General features: G+C 47.0%; 20 protein-coding genes and 1 pseudogene. 8 read left to right on the top strand and 13 right to left on the bottom strand.

From position 1 onward, the window contains the following. Positions 1–178: 178 nt before the first annotated feature. Positions 179–1,372 (top strand): glycoside hydrolase family 5 protein, encoded by a 1,194-nt coding sequence (locus ACXHJ1_RS13995; protein WP_045244271.1) that lies wholly within the window; start codon positions 179–181, stop codon positions 1,370–1,372. A 391-nt stretch (positions 1,373–1,763) separates the two neighbouring features. Here ACXHJ1_RS13995 and ACXHJ1_RS13990 read toward each other — a convergent pair whose 3' ends face one another. After that, positions 1,764–2,987 (bottom strand): aldehyde dehydrogenase family protein, encoded by a 1,224-nt coding sequence (locus tag ACXHJ1_RS13990; protein WP_457904791.1) that lies wholly within the window; start codon positions 2,985–2,987, stop codon positions 1,764–1,766. A gap of 193 nt (positions 2,988–3,180) precedes the next feature. On the opposite strand from ACXHJ1_RS13990, the gene ACXHJ1_RS13985 reads away from it, so the two are divergent. After that, positions 3,181–3,843, top strand: a complete 663-nt coding sequence (locus tag ACXHJ1_RS13985) for a TetR/AcrR family transcriptional regulator (protein WP_290404889.1) — start codon at positions 3,181–3,183, stop codon at positions 3,841–3,843. A gap of 153 nt (positions 3,844–3,996) precedes the next feature. On the opposite strand, the gene ACXHJ1_RS13980 is transcribed toward ACXHJ1_RS13985, so the two are convergent. Beyond that, a complete protein-coding gene (locus tag ACXHJ1_RS13980) occupies positions 3,997–4,578 on the bottom strand; it encodes an NAD(P)H-dependent oxidoreductase (RefSeq protein WP_457904790.1) in 582 nt (193 codons plus the stop codon). A gap of 74 nt (positions 4,579–4,652) precedes the next feature. Continuing rightward, positions 4,653–5,237 (bottom strand): TetR/AcrR family transcriptional regulator, encoded by a 585-nt coding sequence (locus ACXHJ1_RS13975; protein WP_457904789.1) that lies wholly within the window; start codon positions 5,235–5,237, stop codon positions 4,653–4,655. 305 nt (positions 5,238–5,542) lie between these two features. On the opposite strand from ACXHJ1_RS13975, the pseudogene ACXHJ1_RS13970 reads away from it, so the two are divergent. Continuing rightward, positions 5,543–6,153: pseudogene (locus tag ACXHJ1_RS13970) on the top strand (oxidoreductase). Between the two features lie 39 nt (positions 6,154–6,192). Here ACXHJ1_RS13970 and ACXHJ1_RS13965 read toward each other — a convergent pair. After that, positions 6,193–6,780, bottom strand: a complete 588-nt coding sequence (locus ACXHJ1_RS13965) for a DUF4183 domain-containing protein (protein ID WP_457904788.1) — start codon at positions 6,778–6,780, stop codon at positions 6,193–6,195. Between the two features lie 444 nt (positions 6,781–7,224). Between ACXHJ1_RS13965 and ACXHJ1_RS13960 the strand changes: the two genes are divergently transcribed. After that, positions 7,225–7,638, top strand: a complete 414-nt coding sequence (locus ACXHJ1_RS13960) for a DUF4183 domain-containing protein (protein ID WP_167438601.1) — start codon at positions 7,225–7,227, stop codon at positions 7,636–7,638. Positions 7,639–7,761: 123 nt separating this feature from the next. Here the strand turns inward: ACXHJ1_RS13960 and ACXHJ1_RS13955 are convergent, their stop codons facing one another. Then, on the bottom strand, positions 7,762–8,499 hold the full coding sequence (locus ACXHJ1_RS13955; RefSeq protein WP_017426786.1) for a cyclase family protein: 738 nt from the start codon (positions 8,497–8,499) through the stop codon (positions 7,762–7,764). Between the two features lie 399 nt (positions 8,500–8,898). Between ACXHJ1_RS13955 and ACXHJ1_RS13950 the strand changes: the two genes are divergently transcribed. Then, complete coding sequence (locus ACXHJ1_RS13950) at positions 8,899–10,182, top strand: pectate lyase family protein (RefSeq protein ID WP_457904787.1); 1,284 nt, start codon at positions 8,899–8,901, stop codon at positions 10,180–10,182. A gap of 146 nt (positions 10,183–10,328) precedes the next feature. Here ACXHJ1_RS13950 and ACXHJ1_RS13945 read toward each other — a convergent pair whose 3' ends face one another. The 5 genes from ACXHJ1_RS13945 to ACXHJ1_RS13925 form a co-directional block, all read right to left on the bottom strand. Then, positions 10,329–11,396 (bottom strand): ABC transporter ATP-binding protein, encoded by a 1,068-nt coding sequence (locus ACXHJ1_RS13945; protein ID WP_016821906.1) that lies wholly within the window; start codon positions 11,394–11,396, stop codon positions 10,329–10,331. Positions 11,397–11,609: 213 nt separating this feature from the next. Continuing rightward, the gene (locus ACXHJ1_RS13940; protein WP_457904786.1) at positions 11,610–12,989 is read right to left on the bottom strand and encodes a sensor histidine kinase; all 1,380 of its coding nucleotides are present in this window, start codon (positions 12,987–12,989) and stop codon (positions 11,610–11,612) included. Positions 12,990–12,991: 2 nt separating this feature from the next. Continuing rightward, positions 12,992–13,702, bottom strand: coding sequence for a response regulator transcription factor (locus tag ACXHJ1_RS13935; protein WP_457904785.1), 711 nt, complete (start codon positions 13,700–13,702; stop codon positions 12,992–12,994). 181 nt (positions 13,703–13,883) lie between these two features. Further along, positions 13,884–14,381: a hypothetical protein gene (locus ACXHJ1_RS13930; RefSeq protein ID WP_434659335.1), complete on the bottom strand. Its 498-nt coding sequence runs from the start codon at positions 14,379–14,381 to the stop codon at positions 13,884–13,886. 157 nt (positions 14,382–14,538) lie between these two features. Continuing rightward, entirely contained in the window at positions 14,539–21,321 is a 6,783-nt protein-coding gene (locus ACXHJ1_RS13925; protein ID WP_457904784.1) for a WIAG-tail domain, read from the bottom strand. A gap of 189 nt (positions 21,322–21,510) precedes the next feature. Between ACXHJ1_RS13925 and fabV the strand changes: the two genes are divergently transcribed. Further along, the gene (fabV, locus tag ACXHJ1_RS13920) at positions 21,511–22,698 is read left to right on the top strand and encodes an enoyl-ACP reductase FabV (RefSeq protein ID WP_107734621.1); all 1,188 of its coding nucleotides are present in this window, start codon (positions 21,511–21,513) and stop codon (positions 22,696–22,698) included. A gap of 298 nt (positions 22,699–22,996) precedes the next feature. Next, on the top strand, positions 22,997–23,149 hold the full coding sequence (locus ACXHJ1_RS13915; RefSeq protein ID WP_017426780.1) for a DUF1540 domain-containing protein: 153 nt from the start codon (positions 22,997–22,999) through the stop codon (positions 23,147–23,149). A gap of 73 nt (positions 23,150–23,222) precedes the next feature. Here ACXHJ1_RS13915 and ACXHJ1_RS13910 read toward each other — a convergent pair whose 3' ends face one another. After that, complete coding sequence (locus ACXHJ1_RS13910; protein ID WP_016818701.1) at positions 23,223–23,525, bottom strand: hypothetical protein; 303 nt, start codon at positions 23,523–23,525, stop codon at positions 23,223–23,225. Positions 23,526–23,618: 93 nt separating this feature from the next. Next, positions 23,619–23,990, bottom strand: a complete 372-nt coding sequence (locus ACXHJ1_RS13905; protein WP_016818700.1) for a DUF4190 domain-containing protein — start codon at positions 23,988–23,990, stop codon at positions 23,619–23,621. 221 nt (positions 23,991–24,211) lie between these two features. Between ACXHJ1_RS13905 and ACXHJ1_RS13900 the strand changes: the two genes are divergently transcribed. Next, complete coding sequence (locus tag ACXHJ1_RS13900) at positions 24,212–24,799, top strand: hypothetical protein (protein WP_016818699.1); 588 nt, start codon at positions 24,212–24,214, stop codon at positions 24,797–24,799. Positions 24,800–24,807: 8 nt separating this feature from the next. Here the strand turns inward: ACXHJ1_RS13900 and lpdD are convergent, their stop codons facing one another. Then, on the bottom strand, positions 24,808–25,158 hold the full coding sequence (gene lpdD / locus ACXHJ1_RS13895) for a prenylated flavin chaperone LpdD (RefSeq protein WP_025365561.1): 351 nt from the start codon (positions 25,156–25,158) through the stop codon (positions 24,808–24,810). Between the last annotated feature and the right edge of the window lie 8 nt (positions 25,159–25,166).

Here is a 25,166-nt window from a genome sequence, read left to right as displayed (position 1 = left end):
CCCCTACCCCATAAATGCTGGACTCCTAACCTAAATATACCTTGTTGCAAATCTAATAATTTCGAACAAAATCTTAAAAATATACGAATTTTATGAACTTGTTTGATGGAAGATTTGAACATAAAATGAAAATGTAATCAGTTACAATACCATTTATATAAAGGAGGAAGCAAGAATCATGAAGAAAAAAGGGTTCAAAAAAACATTTTTCGTCATTGCCTCCCTCGTCATGGGCCTTACACTGTATGGGTACACTCCACCTTCGGCAGATGCAGCCAGCGTGAAAGGATATTATCACACCCAAGGAAACAAGATTGTAGATGAATCCGGGAAAGAGGCCACATTTAACGGTCTGAACTGGTTCGGCCTGGAAACCCCTAATTACACCTTGCATGGACTGTGGAGCCGCTCAATGGACGACATGCTGGATCAGGTGAAAAAGGAAGGCTATAATCTCATCCGTCTGCCTTACAGCAATCAGTTATTTGATTCCAGCTCCCGTGCTGACAGTATTGATTACTACAAAAATCCTGATCTGGTCGGATTGACTCCGATTCAAATTATGGACAAGCTGATCGAAAAAGCTGGACAACGCGGTATTCAGATTATCCTTGACCGTCACCGCCCAGGCTCAGGTGGACAATCCGAGCTATGGTATACCTCTCAGTATCCTGAGTCCCGCTGGATCAGCGACTGGAAGATGTTAGCTGAACGTTATAAAAACAATCCTACCGTCATCGGTGCAGATTTACACAACGAGCCACACGGTCAGGCAAGCTGGGGAACAGGCGATGTCTCCACAGACTGGCGTCTCGCGGCGCAGCGTGCAGGGAATGCCATTCTGTCCGTGAATCCAAATTGGCTGATTCTCGTAGAAGGTGTGGACCATAATGTACAAGGCAACAACAGCCAATATTGGTGGGGCGGCAACCTGACAGGTGTGGCTAATTATCCTGTCGTACTGGACGTGCCGAACCGTGTCGTATATTCACCACATGATTATGGTCCTGGTGTGTCTTCGCAGCCATGGTTCAACGACTCGACCTTCCCGTCCAACCTGCCAGCAATTTGGGATCAAACCTGGGGCTACATCAGTAAGCAAAACATAGCTCCAGTGCTGGTTGGTGAATTCGGCGGTCGCAATGTCGATTCGTCTTCCCCTGAGGGTAAATGGCAAAATGCACTCGTAGACTATATTGGTGCCAACAACCTGTACTTTACGTATTGGTCCCTGAATCCGAATAGCGGCGACACAGGCGGTCTGCTGCTGGATGACTGGGTTACCTGGAATCGTCCAAAGCAGGATATGCTGAGCCGGATTATGAAGCCTGTCGTTTTCGTAGTGGAGCAAGCTAAAGCAGCAGCCGAATAGTCACAGGACTTCAATCCGATTATTAAAAAAGCTAATTTCCCTCCTTCAGTCCAGTTTGTGCTGGAACTACGAAAAGGTGGAGAAACGGATGAAAACAGGGCAACGCTATCGAATAGAAACCCAGCACAATTTGTTTTTTTATCCCTATGCATTATTGGGGTCCTGCTGGTCTAGTGATCGGATTTGTTTTAATCGTTGCATCTATATTGTATAACGTGGATTGGAAAACACGAGCGATTCCAAACACTGCAATGCGAGCCAGTCACTCCCATTGCGGTGTTTTTTCTTTTTGAAGGTCAATCTAACCTTTTCGTTGCACTCGCCATTCGAGGATCAGCGAAGCGAGCTGATGCCGAGTTGTTAAGGGAAGAGGATCTAGCACTGTGTTTGATTATTTAGCCGAGTCATAGCCTGTTATGGTTTTCGTCTCCAAACATTCCTCCAGCCCATGTAATCCGTATTCTCTGCCGAGACCCGATTGCTTGAATCCCCCAAACGGTGCCTTCATTTCAAAACCTGCCCCGTTAATGAGTACAACACCAGCAGCAATTTGGGTTGCCACTTCATTGGCTTTCTCAATGTCCGAGGAACTCACGTAGGCACCGAGACCATAATCTGTATTGTTAGCCATTTCGATGGCTTCCTCTTCCGTCTCGTAAGTTAAAATGGATAAGACGGGACCGAAGATTTCTTCCTTGGCGATCGTCATGTCTTCTGTCACCTGAGCGAAAACCGTTGGTTTAACAAAATATCCTTGTTCCATCCCCTCTGGATGCCCCAGACCTCCGATGACCAGTTCAGCACCCTCATCAATACCAGACTGAATATATCGCTGAACTTGATTGTATTGCTTCTCTGTTATGATTGGGCCAAGTTCTGTGCCTTCTTCCCAGGGATTACTGACTTTGATGCGTTTCACAGTTTCTTTAGCTATCTGTTTCACTTCTTCCAGCCGTTGCTTGGGAACCAAAAGGCGGGTCCCTGCAACGCAAGCTTGCCCATTATTGTTATAACACTGTCTTACAGCGGTCGGAATTGCCGTGGAAAAATCAGCGTCATCTAAGATGATATTCGGCGATTTGCCGCCTAGTTCCAGCGTGACCCGCTTCATCGAATCTACAGCACCTCTCCGAATTTCTTTCCCTGTTCGAGTGGAACCAGTGAAGGTGATCATTGCAATATCCGGATTGCGGGTCAGTTCGAATCCAACCGTTTGGCCAAGACCATGAACTACATTAATAACACCAGTTGGAATATCAGCCTCATGGAAACATTCAGTGATCAGATGTGCCTGAATCGCGCTAAGTTCACTTGGCTTGATTACCACTGGACAGCCGGCAGCTATGGCAGAAGCAAGCTTTGCAGTAATCTGAGAGTAAGTTGCATTCCAGGGAGTAATAATTCCAATAACTCCAATTGGCTCTGCTACTACTTTCGCTTTCCCGATATACTTAACGAAATTGAATTCCTCAAGTGCTTCTTTCGTGTCCAAAAAATTCGTAGCCGCCAGTTTAACTCGGCCAATGGCAGCGGTCTTCGGAGCACCATATTCATTGATGTTAGCCTCCATCAGTACTTCTAATTTTCTCATAACTGCGTCATGTAGTCTTTGCATTAATTGTTCTCATTTAAATAACTCCTTTTGAATTCATTTAGGAGATGTCCCCTTCGTGCTCTTGCTAAAAAGAATGATAGCACACAACAAAAACAAAGTAAACAAAATACATATAAATTGTATATATTGTATAAATCGTTTATACCCTATTGGAAACGTGTATAATAGAAGGAACAGATAAGGGGGAGCGTAAATGTCAATGGAGAATCAGCAAGATAAAGCAAAAAACAAGCTGCTGAAAAAACTGATTCCGTCCCTCATGAAGGACGGGTTTCAACAAATGAGGATGGACGATATTGCTAAATTCATGGATGTTAGCAGAGCAACGATGTACAAGAATTTTTCTTCAAAAGAAGAAGTCATCGAAGGCGTCGTTCGCATTTTTGTTGACTATATAGAACAGCTAGAGGATCGTACCAATGAGGATGACGATCGATCATTCGGGGTTTGGTTTCAGCAATTGTTTGAACAATCGGTATCGTTAGTTGGCAAAATATCTGATGTGTTTCTGAAGGATTTACAAATGGTATTTCCAGAATTGTACGAAGTTTTGAAGACTACATTGGATAAAAGGGAACTGCAGACCCTTAAATTTTATCAAGATGGGAAGGAAAAAGGGGTTTTTAATCCGATTAATGAGAAGTTCATTTTACTTCAAGACGATATTTTGCTCCGGGAAATCATGAATGTGAAGTATTTGCTTTATAACCAAATAACCATTCAACAAGTCCTCAATGATTATTATTATTTAAAAAAAATTCAATTGTTCAAACCGGAAAAGATGTCCTTAGTGGACGACTCACGAATTCACCCCGTCATTGAACATTTTGTCGAGAAATTCAATCGTGCTTTATAAGTCAAGGGGCTGTCCCTAACTACTATGGCTTAACGGCCGCCACCATGAATGAAAATGAACTGGGCCTGTGAATCTGTATGTTCCATACTGGAACTGTAGGTCACAGGCCGTTGCTTTGGGTTAGGTCAAACACGCTGGTCCCAAACCGGCAACCTAGCTCATGCTTCGACCTAGTTGCTCGACCTTGCTCAGCCATTCGTTACGCTGTTGATCTGTCCTCTTATTCATAAGATCAATGGTCGTAGAACGCACTGGCTTGACACCGCATAAATGTAGTGTGGAATCCTTCATCATCCGATGCCCAGGCTGTCCCTGGAAAAATCGATAGTACCAGTACGGACCGTCCATCGTTGTAATGAGGCGGGCTGTTCTTCCTTTTAGAAGCTTGTCAGGCAGGGGTTTTCCTTTTTGATACTTAAACGCAAACCCCGGCATAAAGGTACGGTCAATGAATCCTTTCATTAATGCAGGCAAGCTGCCCCACCAGATTGGAAAGACAAAAACGAGATGTTCTGCCCATTTAATCGACTCCTGTGCTTGGATCAAATCAGGTTCCAATGGCAATTTATTACGATATCCACCTAATAGATTTGGATTAAAGTCCAACGCGGATAGCTGCAACAAACGAACCTCTGCTCCTGCAGCCTTCCCTCCTTTTACATAGGATTGAGCCAGCGCTTCACCATAACTGCCAGCGACCGGATTCCCTTGAATCACCAATATTTTTTTAGACATATAAGCCACTTCCTACCTTCATATTATGACTTTAGTTAGAAAACACTAACTTTATATTTAAAAAGAAAAGGTCTTTACTGACCTTTACTTAATAAAGCAGTTAAACGTCGTTTGACCTCTGCTGCCAATGGAGCCAGTTGCTGTGGAAGTTCCCCTTCCAGGCTGGACACGGACAAGCGTGTAATGGCTCCAATGATGAGCACACCGGATAGCTGAACATCCTGCTTCGGCAGTTCACCTTGTTGAATCCCCTGTTCGATGAATTCAGTCAACGCCTCCAGCGGCTGACGCACATTCTGGCTCTGGCTTGCTTCAACATACAGCTCATGATGCTGTGATAGTAGAAGCAATCCATACTGGTCCTCATCATGCATATTCAGCACTTCATCCACCAGTTGATGGAAACGGCTGACGAAGCTCCCACTCTGCTTGCGATAGAAGTCAATTAAGGTGGTGTAGCTATTACAATATTGCCCGAATACCTCCAAGGCCATTGCATCTTTACTCTTAAAATGCTTATAAATCGCGGCATCCGTCACACCGGCAGCCTCTCCAATTTCTTTGACTGAAATGCCGTCAATCCCTTTGGTTGCAAATAAGCACATCGCTGCCTGCAGAATATCTTTCTTTTTGCTGTCTACATGTGTTTTCTTGTTCATAAAATTATAGTAAGTTAATACTAACTAAAATGCAAGTCATGTTTATGCATGCTCATCCTGTCTATGTGCTTAATTTAAAATCCATCGTAATAAACCTAAAATACCATGTTTTTATAAGTGAATGTTCATGAATACGTTAAATGATACGTGTATTGCCTCATTTTATTCCTATAAAATACATATGTAACCGAAATAAGGTGGGCGTTAGAACCGTTAATAAAAAGGAGTGAACCCAATAGAGCTTACTGTTTCAACCACTTCAAATACGTGATGTAGAGCTAAATAATCGGATTATGATGTCTCCCATGGGTACCGTCTCAGCGGCAGAAGACGGAAAAGCAACCGGTTGGCATACGCTGCATTACGGCGCTTGGGCGCTAGGACAAGTGGGGCTAATCATGCTTGAAGTGCATGCAGTCACCCAGCAGGGAAAAGATTCGGGCAGCCCTGGCATATGGAACGACGAGCACATTTCCCCGCTGCAAAAGTGGTGCAAGCCATTCATGACCAAGGCTCTAAAGTCGGTCTGCAGCTTTGGCATGTCGGACGCAAGGGCTCGTTGCCTCAAGAAACAGCTGTATCCGCCTCTGGTTTGCCTCACCGCGAACGGGCGACCTCCGCACTATCTTTAGAAGAAATCCATAATCTTGTGCTTGCCTTCAGAGATGCCGCTGTACGGGTCTCGCAAGCTGGAATAGATGTCATTGAATTTCGTCAGACTGCTGGTATAGCTACCGCAGCCGTAGGCTTGATTACTCACGGTATTCAAGCCAAGGAAATTTTGCGTAATGGCCGGGCGGATCTGGTTGCGGTAGGCCGGGCACTGCTGCGTAATCCATTCTGGCCCAGACAGGCAGCCGAACAACTCGGTGTTCGTATTGAAGGACCTGCACCCTATAACCATTTTTGGTTTTAAAATAATGCCCATCACTTGAAGTATTTATCGCGAGCGATGTCATGCACTGTATCGCACACTAAATTGAACAATTTCCACAATAATAGGTGTGCCGGAGGAAATTGTCTCCCCTTCGCCGAGGTGAATCGTCAGCGATGAAGGTGTCAAACTGAACAACTTTCTTTCTTGTAACATCCCGTTAATATACAGATTAGCATAACTATTGCTTCCGACATGAAACCTCTGAGAAGCTCCCTGCACACCATCTACAGAAAATTGATCCGCCATAATCGTGACTGAAGATTCAATCGGATCAGGAGTAAAATAAAAATACCGCTCAGCCGTAGGGACAATTTCAATATTGGAGATGTCAGGTGCCGGACCGGTTGGACCCGTTATACCTTGGGCTCCAGTAGGACCGGTTACGCCCTGTGCTCCGGTTGGACCGGGTGCACCTGTTGCGCCTGTACTACCTTGAGCTCCAGCTGGACCGGGCACTCCCGGTGCTCCCTGTGTTCCTGCAGGACCCTGTATTCCTGGTATTCCCGCAGTTCCCGGCACTCCTGGTACTCCTGACGCTCCTGTCACCCCGGCTTCACCTGACAGACCTACTGAACCTGGCAGACCTTGCTTTCCTGTCTGCTCCATTCTCCTCCTCCGTTTGGCAGGAGTATTTCTGAAGCGCCGTCGTATAATAATTAGCTTTGGACGCTTTTGGGCATGCAGCCCCGTTTTTGTTTTACCTTTGAATGGATACCTGAGCTTACACTTCTTTCGTTTGTTGATCTTACAATGTACCGCTCTCTTTCCTTGCCTTCTTAGTGATGCATCGCGTCTCCTCATACCAGCCGTATACACCTCCTCCTCTCATGCTTATGTATTGTATGCACATCTCTCATTAGGGTCTTAGGCATTTGTAATATGCAGATTCCAAGTATTCGCTTTCATTTTTTGTGCAGTAAAATAGGGCCTTCTCCATTTACCCTATTATTATAGAAAGGTTCATATGCCGTTTCCGAATAGGTTGAAAAATCATTTATTGATTAAGAGCTACTTAGTGGCTCATACCAGTATAGAAAGGAGATGAGAACTATGCCAATCATAAAACCTGTGTACACAGCAGTAGCTACTGCTCCCGTAGCAACGGGTGGCGCCATAAGCACGACTGTAACCCCAGCCGTGACTCGTTTTTTTGCAACCATTACAGCCGGGATGATCGGAGCAACAACAACAACTATTCCTGCTGCTAGCTTCGTAGATGACGCCGATACTCCAGTTGTTGCTTTGCCAACATTAACGGCTACTGATTCTGCTAATTATTATATTAATGGAGTTATTCAGCAGAGCTCCTTATTCACCCTAACCACGGCAAGTCTGGTCATTGCCTCCGTAGATATTACACCAGGTGTCCCCGCTGTCATAGAAATATCTGATTTTAGCGGCACAACCTCTACCATCACCACTCAGCCTACCATCTCGGCCCCTACCGTAACGATTATCACATAAGGCGTTTCAATGATTTTAAACCAAGCCGGACTGAATGGTCATTCACGCTGTACACTACCCCGTATACGCTAGAAAAAGACCGATTCAGATGTCGATATCTGAATCGGTCTTTTAAGCTCAAGATTAAGGCAAAATAGCAAAGGAGCGCACCGGAAAACCGGGTGAATCCTGAATGCTCGGAACGATATTATAAATGATTGCGCCCGTCGGAGGCAGCTTGTCCAAATTTGTCAGCACCTCAACTTGATATCGATCCTGTTCCAATATGTAATATTCCCCTACCAGTTTGCCCGCTTTTCGATAAGCTACAGAGGAGTCCGTATCCAGTGTTTCATGCCCGATAGCAGCAACATTCCGTTCTTCTACCAAAAAGCGCAGCGCATCCAGCGACCAGCCTGGGCAGTGTGCATCTCCGGCATTGTCCTTGTTCGAGAAGGCATCTGGATTAGGCCAGCGCTTGCTCCAATCACTGCGAAAGGCGGCAAAGGACTGTTCGGCAATGCGTCCGTGCTCTTTTTCAAAATCCAGAATATCAGCGACCGTAAGCTCATAGTCGGAATTGGCTGCAACGGCTGCTGAACGGTCAATGACAACCAGCGGTAAAACCAGTTCCTTCAACGAAAGCTCATGTAAATAACGTTTCCCCTTCACAAAATGAACGGGAGCGTCAATATGAGTTCCATACTGCCCTGGAAAGCAGTATTGTTTTACAAAAAAGCCATCGTCGTGGGTAAACAGGGTATCCACCTGAACGTTATCGAAAACCGGAAAATGGGGAATTTCAGGATAAAAGGCATGGGACAAGTCCACCCACTCTTTTTGCTTCAACAACTTCAATACATTTGCTAAATCCTCTGCCATGATGCCGATTCCTCCTCAGCTTTATTACAAGCATTGTACCTGAGGATACTACAAAAATCCATAATTCTCCTGTCATTTTTCATCACATTTTGACTTGGAATCGTTAACATTATCAGAAAAACTATTTTATCTTTATTCACTGAAATAACTCCATATAATCATATATACAATTCCCATTTCCTATGATTGTTAACGTTTTCATTTATATATATGCATTTTGATTGGAAAAAGAAGGTCTCTATTGAATTATTTAAAAATTCGACAAAAATTTTAGTATGTAACTTTTATTATATTAACAAATACTGGTACACAAAGTATGATAGAACATGTAGAAACTACAGGAGCACCCGGGACTCCCTCGTTCGTCTACTCCATTTATCCAATATACGGAGGTATTTTATGAAAAAGAGATGTTCACTCGGAATCGCAGCCGTGTTATTGTTCGCTACTCTGGCTCCTATGGGTGCACCTGCTCATGCAGCAAGCGATATTGGCAAGGAGACACTTGGCAGCAAAAACGGTTGGGCCGCCTTTTCTACAGGTACGACAGGTGGAGCTACTGCTACTTCCTCCAATACTTTCACCGTAACGAACCGCAAACAACTTGTCGATGCGTTAGGCAAAAGCAGCAACACTACACCTAAAATTATTTATGTCAAAGGTACAATCAATGCCAATGTCGATGACAATAATAAAGCGCTAGGATTGAACGATTACAAAGACCCTAAGTATGATTTCAATGCGTATCTCAAGGCGTATGATCCGTCTACATGGGGTAAAAAGGTTCCTTCTGGTACATTGGAAGACGCACGTAAGGCATCACAGAAGAATCAAGCTAGTCGTATCGTTATTGAAATCCCATCCAATACAACGATTGTCGGTCTGGGCAACAATGCTATCATTAATGGTGCAAACTTCCAACTGAAAAAGGGTACAGACAACGTCATTATCCGTAATATTGAGTTTCAGGATGCCTACGATTATTTCCCGCAGTGGGACCCAACTGACGGCAGTACAGGCAACTGGAATTCAGAATATGACAGCATTACCATTAACGGAGCTACGCATGTATGGGTGGATCACAATACGTTCAATGACGGGGCTCACCCCGATAGTGGAAACGGCACCTTCTACGGTCAAGAATACCAACATCATGATGGACTGCTCGATGTGATTAACCAAGGTGATCTGGTTACCGTTTCATACAATCACTTTTACGATCATGACAAAACATCCATTATCGGCAACAGCGACAGCAAAACAGCAGATGAAGGGGCTTTACGTGTAACCCTGCATCACAATTATTATGAGAATACAGTACAACGCACACCACGCGTACGTTATGGACAAGTCCATCTCTATAACAATTACTATACAGGTGATGTAAAACGCTCTGAATACCCTACACTGTATATATGGGGCGCAGGCAAATCCTCCAAAATCTTTGCTGAAAACAATGTCATTGACGTTGCGGGACTGTCCGTAGCCAAAATTGTGACTGTTTTTGGTGGGACTGCCTTGTCAGATACTGGCACACTTCTGAATGGACAGGCCGTAAACGCAGGCTCCAGCGCGGGTCTTAGCTCCTCTGTAGGCTGGAAGCCATCCTTGAACGATAAAATTTCCCCATCCGCCAGCGTGAAGGCAGAGGTCACTTCCCAAGCCGGTTCCGGCAAGCTGTAAGCGCTACCGTATAATACAAATCACCACAGACTCATGCAACCTGTGGTGTTACACCAAAAAGGCTGTTTCCTCCGTAATATTATTCCATACGGAGGAAACAGCCTTTTTTTATTTATCATCTGTTTATTTATAAATTATATATTGCTTTAACTGCCGTATTGTTCAACTAAAACCGGCTTTTCAAATGCGTTATCCAGCTTGCGAAGTTTAGCCTTCACCGCTTCTGGTGGCTCAACTGCAGGTGCATCTGGATGAAGCAACCATGATTTCACAAAGTGTGTGTCAGACAATTGATAGAGCGGAGGCTCTTTCTCAAAGTCAATTTTCATGGCATAAGAACTGCGGGCTGCAAACGCATCCCCTACAGGTGGGTGAAGCAGATCCGGTGGTGTTCCCGGGATCGCAGCCAGCTTCTGACCATGGCTGTCCAAACTAGGCATAGAAGCAAGGAGTCCCCATGTATATGGATGTTTTGGATTATAGAAAATTTCATTAACCGTACCTGTTTCCACGATTTGCCCTGCATACATAACAGCAACGCGATCCGCCATCTTCGCCACAACACCGAGGTCATGAGTAATAAAGATGATAGAAGTATCAATCTTTTTCTGAAGATCCTTCATCAGTTCCAAAATTTGAGCTTGAATCGTTACGTCCAGCGCAGTCGTCGGCTCATCGGCAATCAGAAGTTTCGGATTAGCAGCCAATGCCATCGCAATGACGACACGTTGACGCATACCGCCACTAAATTCATGCGGATATTGGTTAAAACGCTGTTCAGGATGCGGAATACCTACCAGATTAAGTAATTCAATCCCCCGCTTGCGAGCAGCGTCCTTGGATATCTTTTCATGCTTGAAAAGCACTTCCGTGATCTGCTTACCGACTTTCATCGTCGGGTTAAGTGAAGTCATTGGGTCCTGAGAAATCAGGCCAATTTCCTTACCACGAATTTTTTGCATCTGCTTTTCCGTTTTATTAATCAGCTCTTGTCCGTCAAACATAATTTGACCCTTTTGATAAATGCCTGGAGGGGTCGGGATCAGCTTCATAACAGCTTGTGAGGTTACGCTTTTGCCTGAGCCGGATTCACCGACAATCGCCAGCGTCTCTCCTTTATTGACATGAAAGTTTACGCCACGAATGGCCTGCACTAGTCCCTGACGGGTCTTGAAAGATATCGTTAAGTCCTTCACTTCCAAAAGGCGGTTCATCTCATCACTCTTTCATTTATTATTCATCACTATTATTGACCACTATCTAAAAAAACGACGTTCATGAGTCAAGGTATATACGAATAATTTTACTCATTTTAGTACCTGCCAGTCAAGCAATATCTAAAATATCACCAAAAACCTTTCATGATATGTCATGTTAGTGGTATATATAAGCGAAAAAATGATCATTTTTAACCATTTTTGCCTCATTTATAACATGTGTTGAATGTAACTGAAGCGTGCACCACCTAATGGCGATCGTGTACAAAGTAGTTCTCCATTCAGTCGGGAGGCTATTTGACGGCAGATGGCCAATCCTAGTCCCGTGACGCCATTTGATCCTGTATAGAATCTTCCAAACACCTCGGCTGCTTCAGACTCGGTTAGTCCTCTCCCATCATCATCTACATGCATAACCCACACAACCTCTGCCGTTGCCCCTGTCTCCAAATGAATGACAACCTCCGTAGAGGTGTGTCGAACTGCATTTTGCAGCAAATTCAATATCATGCGAAATAATTGCTCAGCCGGAACGGCCACATGCAGACCCTCTCCCTCCACTCGAAGCGAGATAGAGCGTTCACTGGCCATCGGCATCAATAGATGAACAGCGTCCTCCGCCATACTTCTCAGATCAATCAGAGAGACAGGCCATTCCTCATTCAACGCCTCCAGCCTCGATAGCTGAAGCAACTTTTCCACCATATCAATTAATCGCTGGGATTGCACTTTAATGATGCTCAGTCCCTCGTCCTGGGATACTACTTGATCCTGAATGGCATATACATAACCTTGAATGGACATTAACGGTGTCCTTAGCTCGTGTGATACATTTTGCAGAAATTCAATTTGGCTGTGGTGGTGCTGCTGAATGCGGGCGGACATGGAATGAAAGGTGCCTATTAGTTCGCCAATTTCGCTTTTGTCCGCCTGCGGAAACTCACTATCCTGTGGCTGATTCGGCTCATAGTTGCCTACCGCCTCTTTCAATCGTTTGAGTGGACGCACCAGACGTGAAACAATCATCAGACCAATAACGAGAATCACCAGAAAACTCGCTACGATCGATAGTAACGTAGTCCTCATTAACGGTACATAGAGGGCTCTCAAAGAAGATAAGGGTGAGTATACAAAGATGCGGAAAGGTTGTCCGGGCAGTTCTTCATTCGTAAACAACACCTTTTTACCTTGAAGCACCGCAACGCCTTCATGTGTAGTTACCAGATCGTGGGCAGACGGATGAACCGATGCAAAAAATCCTTGACGGGTCAAAAGCAAATGCTCGATCTTTTTGCCTTCCATCCCAGAGACGCTGGAGTCGATGATGCGGTTATCCGTGCTTAAAATAAAGTAATCGGCAGATAAAAGCACACCCTTGATAACATAGTTAAATTCGGCATTATCCAGTCGATCGAAGCCTCCGTCACTCATAATATGGACGGCTTTGCGTGCCTGCTCATGAAGCTTGGATTTGGCCTGATTCACCAGAATGTCATCGATGAGCCTAATAAATAAGACCACCGTAATACAGACAGTAATCAGCATGGCAATGGACAGGGACAGCAGAATTTTGGCTCTCATCGTACGCATGGCTACATCTCCTGAACCGTTGCTTTATATCCAAATCCCCATACCGTGTTAATGACAAGCGTAGAGTGGTATTCTGCCAACTTTTTGCGAATACGTTTGACCAGATCATCTACGACTCTCACATCGCCTATAAAGTCATAGCTCCACACCTGCTGAATCAAATGTTCTCTGCCAAAAGGCCGTTCCAGATGATTCGCAAGAAACAGCAACAGGTCGAATTCACGTGAGGTCAAATTTAACGTTTGTCCGTCTACTGTAACTTTACGAAAGTCAGCAAAAATGCACAGATTGCCTGCATGGCAAAGATTTGTGCTCTCTGCTGCTTGCTTGTCACCGGATGCAGACGTGCCCGCCTTGCTCAGTCTCAGCATTGCTTTGACCCTTCCCACCAGCTCTCTTGGATTAAAGGGCTTGGTCAAAAAATCACTGCATCCCAATTCCAGCCCGTGGATACGGTCACTTTCCTCTCCGCGCGCGGAGATCATAATGATCGGCATTTCTGTAAACTCACGAAGCTGAGTCAATAGAGAAAGCCCGTCAATGCCCGGCATCATAATATCAAGCACGAGGCAATCTGGACGGTTTGTTCGGATATGCTCTACCAATGTTTTCCCACTGGAAAAGGAAGTTACCTCGTAGGACTCTTTTTTCAAATATTCAGATATTAATTGCAAAATGAACACATCGTCATCTACTACTACTATTTTTGTCATGGCCTTAACCCCTTGCCGTTGTTCTGGATGCTAGCATCCTTTCTTTAAGCTTAACAGAAGCCCAGCAGAATAGACAAAAGACGGGTATACCGTTCCCGGTCCCGTCTTTTCTTATCATGAATCGCTGCTGTATATGCCAGGTGAACTGAAAGCTAACTACACTTCTACCTTATTTTCTACCTTATTTCTTAGTTGTTACTACTTTAGCTGCTGCCTTTGGAGCTGTTTTTGCTGGGACTGCTTTTTTTACTGGAACTTTATGGGTTACTTTTTTAGCTACGACATGTTGTGCACGAGTTTTATGTGCTGCTACCTTGTGTTGAACAGCGTTATGTTTTTTCACATGATGTTTAACTGTGCGGTGTTTTGCTTTCACTGCTTTTGCTTTGTGGCTTGCCACTTTTTTCGCAACGGCTTTTTTGGCAGGAGCTTTTTTTGCTTTGGTTGTTGCTTTATGAGCTGTTGCAGCTTTTTTAACAGGTGCTTTCACCACAGGTGTTTTCGTTGCAGGCGCTTTTGACGGTGCTTTGCTAGCAGAAGTCGTAACCGCAGGAGTTTTGATGGCTGGTGCAGTGGTGGCTGGAGTTGTGGTTGCTGTAGCGGCGAATGCGCTGCTTGCTCCTCCCAGTACGCTTACTACGGTCAATACGGCTGCTGCATTTTTAGTCCATTTTTTCATGATTGAATCACCTCTCCTTTAAAGTATCTTTAGCTTATCAGGAGAATTCGGGATAATTGTGGAGCAAATATGTGAAAAGTATATGAAAAAGCGTGCAGCTCTGTATCTGGAAAATACATGAGTCTGCACGCTATAAGTGTTGCAACCATCATCTCCACTAACCGATGGCAATCCAGGAAATAATACCGTAGTTATGCGCGGTTTCACTCCACTTGGTTACAACGATCACCGCTCCATTAGTCGTTTGGGATTTCAGTGTTGCATGAAAGAGAGGATGGTTCGTCATCGCTACCAACGTGTAGTCCGGGTTCACAAATGGCTCCCCAAATACAATGGTTACTTCCGTCTCTCCTTCGCTTCCTTTTAAAAGAAACGGCGCTCTGCCAAACTGCTGTAATGCAGGCTGGTTCGCACAAGTACGAACCGGGGTGATGCTCAAATGCTCCGGTGTCACTGCATTCAGTTCCAGCTCACGTGAGCCAACGGAACCTTCTGCCAGATGATGACCTTCGATGCTCTGCTCTGCCACATGATGACTTTGTACCGCAGCAGCCTGTAGATGCTCTGGACCTACAGCTTCTGGGCTTAACACTTCACTGTTGACGACCTGATCCTGCAGATGGCCGCGGGATATACTGTTTGCCTGAAGTTTGTCGCCACTGATCCCTTCCTCCGGTAAAATCCCCGAGAGATGAATATCTGTGGATAATTGATCCAGTGTCACCGAGCCGGGCTTTATGTGGTGCGAATCAATGACTTCCTTTGCAATATGCTGACCTTCAATTGCCTCCTCAGCCACATGGCGGGACTCCACCGTTCCATCTGCGAGTTTGCCGGACGTCACTGCTCCATCCTGTATAGCTTGCTCTGACACCGCCTGCCAGCCGATATGCTGTGACTGAATAGCTCCTGCTTGCAAATGCTCAGATTGAACAGAATCCGGTGAAATGTGACGGGACTGCACAGCCCCCTCTGCCAGTGCTGACTCTTGAATCGCCCCATCGGACAAATGCTGGGAGTGCACGGCATGCTCTGTCAAATGTACGGAGCTTACGCTAGCTTCCGCCAGATTCGAAGCACGCACCGCGCGAAGCGCAAGCTTCTCAGCGTTCACGCTGCCTGCCTGGAGCGCGTGAACAGATACGCTCCCTGGCGCAATATGCTGGATCGTCACTGCCGAAGGCTGCAAGTGGGCTGAGGTGATAGATTCCGGCGCCAGATGGCTCGACTGGATAGTCTCTTCTGCCAAATGATGGGCTTGCACGGCTTCGTCCGTAATGTGCCATGGCTGTACGGAATGTGGAGATATTTTGGCAGCTGTCACAACCTCATCTGCCAGTTTGTCGGACGTAACGGACTCATCCTGTAAGGCATCGGTCGATATCGACTGGGACGCCAGATGCTCGCCCTGAATGGTTCCAGTGTGCAGATGGTGCGACTGGATCGATTCCGGGGCAATATGCACGGACTTCACTGCATCTTTTGCCAGCACTGTATCCTGGACTGCGCCAGTTGCCAAATGCAGGGTGTGTACCGACTGTGCAGACAAATGCGAAGGACCCACGCTGCCTTCCGCAAGATTCGCCCCTTGTACCGAGTGGACCGCCAACTTCTCCGAGGTGACGCTTTCCGCTTGTAGTGCACGACTAGACACACTATCCGAGGCCAGATGGCTCGCAAGCACAGTCGAAGACTGCAAGTGGGCTGAGGTGACGGACTCTGGAGCCAGATGGCTCGACTGAACGATTTCTTCTGCCAAATGATTGGCTTGCACGGCTTCATCCGTAATGTGCCATGGCTGTACGGAATGTGGAGATATTTTGGCAGCTGTCACGACCTCATCTGCCAATTTATCAGACGTAACGGACTCATCCTGTAAGGCATCAGTCGATATCGACTGAGATGCCAGATGCTCTCCCCGAATGGTTCCAGTGTGCAGATGGTGCGGCTGGATCGATTCCGGGGCAATATGCACGGATTTCACTGCCCCCTCGGCTAGCGCTGTATCCTGCACTGCGCCGACTGCCAAATGCTGGGTGTGCACCGACTGTGCAGACAGATGTGACGAGCCGACGCTACCTTCCGCAAGATTCGTTCCTTGCACCGAATGGGCTGCCAGCTTCTCTGAGGTGACGCTTTCCGCTTGTAGCGCACGACTAGACACGCTATCCGCAGCCAGATGGCTCGCAAGTACCGCGGAAGACTGCAAGTGGGCTGAGGTAACAGATTCCGGTGACAGATGGCTCGACTGGATGGTCTCTTGTGCCAAATGATTGGCTTGCACGGCTTCGTCCGCAATGTGCCACGGCTGTACCGATTGAGCCGACAGCTTGGCGGCAGTCACACCCTCATCCGCCAATTTATCAGACGTAACGGACTCATCCTGTAAGGCATCGGTCGATATCGACTGGGATGCCAGATGCTCGCTCTGAATGGTTCCAGTTTGCAGATGATGCGGCTGGATCGATTCCGGGACAATGTGTACCGACTTCACTGCCCCCTCGGCTAGCGCTGTATCCTGGACTGCGCCGACTGCCAAATGCTGAGTGTGTACCGACTGTGCGGACAAATGCGAAGGACCGACGCTATCTTCCGCAAGATTCGTCCCTTGCACCGAGCGCGCTGCCAGCTTTTCCGAAGTGACGCTTTCCGCTTGTAGCGCAAGACCAGATACACTTTCTGGTGCCAAATGGCTCGCAAGTATCACCGAAGACTGTAAGTGGGCTGAGGTGACAGATTCCGGCGCCAGATGGCTCGACTGAACGGCCTCTTCTGCCAAATGATTAGCTTGCACCGCTTCATCTGTAATGTGCCACGGCTGTACGGAGTGAGCCGACAGCTTGGCGGCAGTCACACCCTCATCCGCCAATTTATCAGACGTAACGGACTCATCCTGTAAAACATCAGTCGATATCGACTGGGATGCCAGATGCTCGCCCTGAATGCTTCCAGTGTGCAAATGGTGCGACTGGATCGATTCTGGAGCGATATGCACAGATTTTACTGCTCCCTCTGCCAACGCTCTATCCTGTACCGCTCCGGCTACCAGATGCCGGCTGTGTACGGACTGTGCCGACAAATGTGACGGGCCGATGCTGCCTTCCGCAAGATTCGTCCCTTGTACCGAGCGTGCTGCCAGCTTTTCTGAGGTGACGCTTTCCGCCTGTAGTGCACGACCGGATACACTATCTGGCGCCAAATGGCTCGTAAGCACTGAGGAAGCCTGCAAATGGCGAGAGGTAACGGATTCCGAGGCCAGATGGCTTGACTGGATGGCTTCTGTCGCCAAATGATTTCCTTGCACCGCTTCATCTGTAATGTGCCACGGCTGTACCGAGTTGACCGACAACTTGGCGGCAGTCACACCCTCATCCGCCAATTTATCAGACGTAACGGACGCATCCTGCAAAGCATCGGTCGATATGGCCTGGGATGCGATATGCTCGCCCTGAATGCTTCCAGTGTGCAGGTGATGCGGCTGGATGGACCCCGCGGTAATGTGTACCGACTTCACTGCTCCCTTTGCCAGCGTTGTATCCTGTACTGCACCTGTTGCCAGGTGCCGGGCGTGTACCGACTGTGCAGACAAATGTGACGGGCCGACGCTGTCTTCCGCAAGATTCGTTCCTTGCACTGAGTGGGCTGCCAACTTATCCGAGGTGACGCTTTCCGCTTGTAGCGCACGGCCGGACACACTATCCGGGGCCAGATGGCTCGTGAGCACTGACGAAGACTGCAAGTGGGCTGAGGTTACACTTTCCGGCGCTAGATGGTTCGACTGGATGGACTCTTCTGCCAAATGATTTCCTTGCACCGCTTCGTCTGTAATGTGCCACGACTGTACCGAGTGGGCCGACAGCTTGGCGGCAGTCACACCCTCATCCGCTAATTTATCAGACGTTACAGACGCATCCTGCAAAGCATCGGTCGATATGGCCTGGGGTGCGATATGCTCGCCCTGAATGGCTTCAGTGTGCAGATGGTGCGGCTGGATCGATTCCGGGGCAATGTGCACGGACTTCACCGCTCCCTCTGCCAGCACTCTATCCTGTACCGCTCCAGCTGCCAAATGCCGCGTGTGTACGGACTGCACAGATAGATGTGAAGGGCCGATACTGCCTTCTGCAAGGTTCATTCCTTGTACCGAGCGGGCTGCAAGCTTTTCTGAGGTAACACTTTCTGCTTGAAGCGCACGACCGGACACACTATCCGGGGCCAAATGTCTCGTAAGCACCGAGGAGGCCTGTAGGTGCACCGAAGTGACCGCTCCAGATGCCAGGTGGGTCGAGTCCACAACTGCCACAGCCAAGTGGTTGCTTTGTACAGCTTCATCCATAATATGCCCGGACTGCACTGCATGGGCTGACAGCTTAGTGGAGGTTACACTTTCCTCTGACAGTTTGGCAGAGGTAACCGCTTCATCCTGTATGGCCGGAGTCGCTATAGCTTGCAATGCAATATGTTCTCCCTGAATGATCCCGCTTTGCAAGTGCTCGGATTGGATGGATTCTGCTGCAAGATGCTCAGACTTCACAGCATTCTGGGCTAATATCGTGTCCTCTACTGCTCCTGCGGCCAAATGTCTGGTGTGTACGGCCTGTGCAGCCAAATGTCCGGGTCCCACGCTGTTTTCCGCCAGGTTGGAAGCCTGCACAGCACGAGCCGCTAACTTCTCGGAAGTGACGCTTTCCGACTGAAGGGCATGGCCGGACACACTATCCGGGGCGAGATGTTTGGTTTGGATCGAAGCAGACTGCAAATGGTTGGAGGTGACGGATTCCGGAGCAAGATGATTCGCCTCCACTGCCTCAACAGCCAGATGGTTGCTTAGCACTGCTTTATCTGTAATATGCCATGGCTGCACAGAACGAGCAGACAGCTTGGAGGAAGTGACACTGCCCTCAGCTAACTTAGGCGCAGTAATTGCCAAATCATTAATTTTATCCGTAGCCACACTTTCCGGCGATAGTTTCAACGAAGTAACGGCATGATCCTGCAAATGGTGGGAGTATACCGCACCGCTGGCCAAATGCGCGGTTTGAACAGCGCCTTCGCCTAGTATGTCTGCGGTAACGGACTGTTCCTGCAACGCCGCGGTTCCGACACTATCTTCCCCAAGATGCTTGCTCTGTACAGAGCTCTGGGCCAGATGAGTTGAGTCCACCGCTTGAGCCTGTAACGCCTTTCCGCCCACACTATTGTCGGCAAGGTGGTTTTCACGGATGACTCCCGTTGCAATGTGTACGTGGGTAACGGCTTGAGACGCAATTTTATTTCCGGTTACCGCCCCTGTGCTAATTTTAGTTTCTATAACCGCCTCGTCAGCGATTTTGTCAGACTTAATAGCGCTCGAAGCAATGTGATTTTCCTTGATAGCCTGATTCGCCACATGGTGATCCAGAACTGCACCCTTCCCTATTTTCTCGCTTGTCACAGCCCCGAAATGCAAATGTTGCTCCGTAACCGCCTCTGATGCGATATGATCCTTCCGAATAATTTCGGATTGAAGATGCACGGAAGAAACTGCCTCTGGAGAAATTTGGGGTCCTTGTATGGCTGCTGTTGCAATATGTCTGGTAAGTACCGCCTCATCGGCAATTTTGTGTGGGAGAATGCTCTGATCCGATATTTTGGATGAAGTGACGGATTGATCGACAATTTGCAATGAGCCTACAGACTGATCTGCCAGTTTATTGGACTGAATACTCCGATCCGCGATATGCCTTGCTGTCACTTGGCCCGTTCCAAGCTGCTCTTCCCCGATGGAGCCGGGACTGAGATGCTTTCTTTCAATCGCTCCTGCCTGAATGTGCGTACTGGTGACTGCCTCAGACTCCAGATGACGTCCGCTGACAACGCCTTCCTCCAATTGTTCTCGGCCTACAATACCGTTGGACAGCTGCTTGCGATTAATCGAACCCGGAGCTAGATGCCGGGCAAGAACGGCATGCTCGGTCAGGTGTGCGCTCTCAATGCTGCCTGCCTGGATTTTAGCTCCATCCACAGCCCCATCCCGCAGTTTGGAGGTGGTCACAGACTGATCACCCAGCTTGGAGCTATCAACAGCTTCATTCGCCAAATTGTTCGATTGAATCGTACCGCTGCGAATTTTATCTGAGGTGACCGACTGATCTTGAAGCATATCTGAAGACACGATCCATTGCTTGAAGTGACGACTCTCAATCGAGCCATTGGCAATATGATCGCCGCTAATAATTTTATCCGCCAGCTTTTCTGGAGTGATGCTGCCATCCCGAAGTTTTTCACCACTAATAGAGCGATCCTGCAATTTACTGCCTGCCACTGATGCGTCCGACAGATGCTCGACCGTAATGGAGTCGGGAGCAATCTTCGAAGCAGTCACAGCACCGTCAGCTATTTTAATGGTATGAACAGCATAATCTGCTAAAGATTCCGTTTGAATACTCTCTTGTTTCAGCTTGCTGGAATCTATGGAAGCGGGAGCGATCTTCTCACCCGTCACAGCGAGATCACTCAAATCGTCTGTATAGATGAAAGCATTGTTTACATGTGGAGCCTTCTTATTGTTCAAAATTTCTTCCACATCAATTGGATCTGGTTCTGGTTCTGGCTCTGGTTCAGGTTCCGGTTCCGGCTCCGGTTCTGGATCTAGTTCTAGCTCTGGTTCTAGCTCTGGCAGTGGAGGTTCTTCCATCAAAGCTGGAGTCTCCTCTACATCTGCAACCTCAATCTCTTTCTCTTGCAGAGCCTCGACTTCAGGCTCGACAACTGTCTGTAGCTCCGACTCCTCTGTAGTTGGGGGAGGCGGAGAAGCAACTTGATGAAGTCTTGCTTCTGTCTCCCTCTCCGCAGGCAGTGGCTTTGAGCGTTGTATCATACTTAACTCATTCATATCCGGGTCAATTACACGATAGAGCGGCTTTTTGTTTCTGTTGGTTTTGCGGCTCTTGTTCTTCAAGCAGCTCTCTCCCTTCTCATGTTTATCGTTACAGCATCATATGCAGACTCTTAGGCACTTGCCACCCTGTACAGGGATTCACTTTTGGGTAAAAAGGATACTTACTGAAATCCACGTTTGAAAAAAAATTGTTAAAAGTTAAAATAGTAAGGGTGAAGATTGCTACAAGAAGAGAGGAATTACAATAACATGATTATCAAACCAAGAACACGTGGCTTTATCTGCACCACTGCTCATCCGGTGGGCTGTGCCCAACATGTTCAGGAGCAAATTGACTATGTACTAGCCCGTCCTGCTATCCACGGACCTCGTAATGTGCTTGTGATCGGGGCATCTGCCGGATATGGGTTGGCTTCTCGAATTACGGCCGCTTTCGGTGCGCGTGCCAATACAATTGGTGTATATCGTCCTAGCAATGCTACGGCTACACGCACAGCATCAGCAGGCTGGTACAATTCTGCTGCATTTGAAAAAGCCGCTCAGGAAGCTGGGCTTAAATCTTTAAGCGTGACAGGAGACGCCTTCTCGGATGAAGTCAAAGCCAAAACGGTGGAAGCCATTCGTGAAGAACTGGGACAAGTCGATCTGGTGGTTTACAGTGTTGCTTCAGGTCGCCGTACCCATCCCCGCACAGGCGAAACGTCTAATTCCGTGCTCAAACCTATTGGTGAGCCCTATACGAATAAGACCGTTAACTTTCACACCGGTGAAGTCAGCAGCGTGACGCTCGAACCGGCTACAGAAGAAGAAGTACAGGGGACTGTAGAGGTTATGGGTGGTGAGGATTGGAAATTGTGGATTGACGCTTTGCGTGCAGGCGGTGTACTCGCTGATAACGCCACTACCTTCTCTTTTTCGTATATCGGTTCAGATATTACCCAAGCCATCTACAGAGAAGGCAGTATCGGAAGCGCAAAAGATCATCTGGAGGCGACAGCACGCCAACTGAACGACCAGCTGAAAACGACAGGTGGACGCGCCTTCGTCGCAGTCACCAAAGGACTCGTTACCCAATCCAGCTCGGCCATCCCTGTCGTTCCTCTGTATATTTCCGCTTTGTATAAGGTGATGAAGGAGAAAGGGCTGCATGAGGGGTGCATAGAACAGAGCTACCGCCTATTTGCCGAGCGTCTGTACGCCCCAGAAACTGCTGTAGATGAAGAGGGTCGTATTCGCATTGATGATTGGGAATTGCGCGAGGATGTGCAGGCAGAAGTTGCGAACATATGGGAGGAACTGACGACCCAAAATATCTATGAATTATCCGATCTTGAAGGATATCGTCGCGAATTTTTCCAGCTGTTCGGCTTTGAATTCGAAGGTGTAGACTATGATACTGATATTGATCCCATCGTAAATATTCCTAACGTGCGCTAAGTCTTTTAGTGCCGCCATTCGTTTAGAAAAACATAAAAAAAGCTGTCTCTGGCAGAAGAACATTTCGTTCTGCATAGGGACAGCTTTTGTTTTTTAATTAAAAGGAACACTTGTGTCTGTTTTAATCTACAACATGGCGCAAACATTGCAATTTTAAAATTGTTTTGATATTGTACAAGTAGGCATAGCAAAATCCCTCTTCTTACCAAGAGGGTACACACAGCTGGACAAGTCCTACCTTGACTGACTGTGATTGTATTTGCTCAGCCCATCACATTCCTATAAGGAGGTGAACAATATGGCAAAAGACGTTCTGTGCGAAGTCAACTCATGCACGTACTGGGCTCAGGATAATAAATGCAGCGCAAGCTCCATTTATATCGTAAGCAACAAGCCTGCGAACACTCACACGTCCGAAGAAACAGACTGCAAAACCTTTGAAGCAAAGTAGACCTTAGTTTTCAAGCCAAACCATAGCTTTATCATGAAGGAGCCCCTGCCAGGGTTCCTTCTTTCTTATGATTCTAACAAGAATGATAATTATTATCAAGTTCTTTTTGAGCTATATTATAGAAAATACTACCCGCTCCTATACATTCACTTCCTTGAAGTTTTTCGACTTCGCTTAAGACAAAAAAAGAAGCGTCACCCTGAACGAGTCGCTTCTTGTGCTTGACCTTTTGTAATTGTTCCTGCTTGGTCGGCTTCATTCGCGTGTGCTGTGAAATCTCGCCATAATGATCATTCGTTTTGCGGCTCTGTGCCGCGCAATAGATCCCGGCGCGTTTCGCCTTGCTTAACGCTTTTTGTGTTTGAGTACGTGCCATACAGCTTCACTCTCCTTGATTGGACTCCCTCTATCATAGCATCCAATAGGCAAATCGTGAATGGTTGGTCTGACTCAAGCATTCTTTAATTCATTAAATGTCTGAAAAAATATCCGAGTCGCCACTGGAAGCCGCCACAACAAAAACAATAACCAAGAAAATGATAATCAATGCATAAATTAGTGTGCCGATAATACTACATACCAGTCCAGCAATAGCCATGCCTCTGCCTTGCTCACCATGACGATTAATTTCCTTCAGGGAAAGACTGGACAAAATAATACCTACAATTCCGATGATCAACCCAAGATAGGGAATGACAACAGATAAAATCCCGAGCACCATCGACGCAACAGCTTTACTATTTGTAGGTGGAACTACTGGGGGCTGGTTAAATGGGGCGTTATAATCGTTCGGCTCCTGAAAGGGATCGGAAGATCGAGGCTCCTTGTACAAGTCACTCATCTGTTTAATTCAACTCCAATAATTATAATAACAATATATAAGTTCTAGGGTACCACAATCTTACAAATGAGGACAGTACTTATTTCAATTTTTCAAATTAGAACGTTAACAAGTAGCAGCATAGCATCTTAGCACTTTTTGAGATAACCGGGCATACAGTATTGTACCTATTACAGATAAATTGCGCTCCATGAGAGCATCCTGCCAAGGAGGACGGAGCTATGTTATATCGTGGAACATCCCGCAGAAAGGGCTCGCCTCACCAACGTTTACATGCAGAGACACTTCGGAAAATATCCGCCGCCATGCTGCCATTTTACAAAGCTATTGCAACCCGACGTGCTTTTGCCGTCCAATGGTCACGAGCTGTCGTTCAGGGTAATTTGGATCGGATGAAATCCCTTCTCTGCTCAGTAGCGCCATTTGCCGCCAAGCAAGGCTTAGGCACAAATGGGATCGGCTACTTTGTTTCCTTTTTAGCTCAGCCACCAATGCTTTATTATACGAACGGTACGACGATTCCACCTGGGATGGTGCAGTTTACATTTGAACCGAAGGTTCATCGCGCCATTGCCAAAGCCGTTTTTCCGCTGTATCGCGAATTGGCACGCAATGAATGCTTTGCTTCTGCCTTAGCCAAAGCGATCAACAGGCAAGACCAGCGTGCAGTTCAGGTAATGATCCGTAGTTTAATTCCATCCTCTGCGCTAAAATCTGTAGACATTGAGGATAATGGATTTGCATTGCTCTTTAAGTATCCCTTTAGTAAATATCCCTATCGCAATCTACTCTTTCAGGAGTTCACTTAAAAAGGTCGCTACAAGCGTACTTGCTTAAGTTCTTCAATGAGCTCTTTTCCCATTTGTATAGCCATGTCTGTCAACACTCGGATTTCGTCCTTGGTTGCATGATCCAAATGCGTCCCGCAGCAAATGGCGAAGTTACCCGCAAACTCTTTACGCAAGCGAACTGCAATTTCTTCAGTAATATAAAATTCCTTGTGGTTTTGCAATTGCACGGTTTGAATCGGCTCAAGCCTAGCCCCTGCTGTAATCGTCCCCAAGTGAGGCTGATCACCGCCTGATATGAGCACAACGATATCTTCTCCCATAAAATAGGCATCGAGTACAAGACGGATACGTCCGCTTTCTTTTTCCAAATGAATCATATGATCCT

This window comes from Paenibacillus sp. ALE2 (assembly GCF_054113385.1).
The sequence above is the reverse complement of the archived record's forward strand: the minus strand, read 5'-3'. Positions and strand labels throughout refer to the sequence as shown.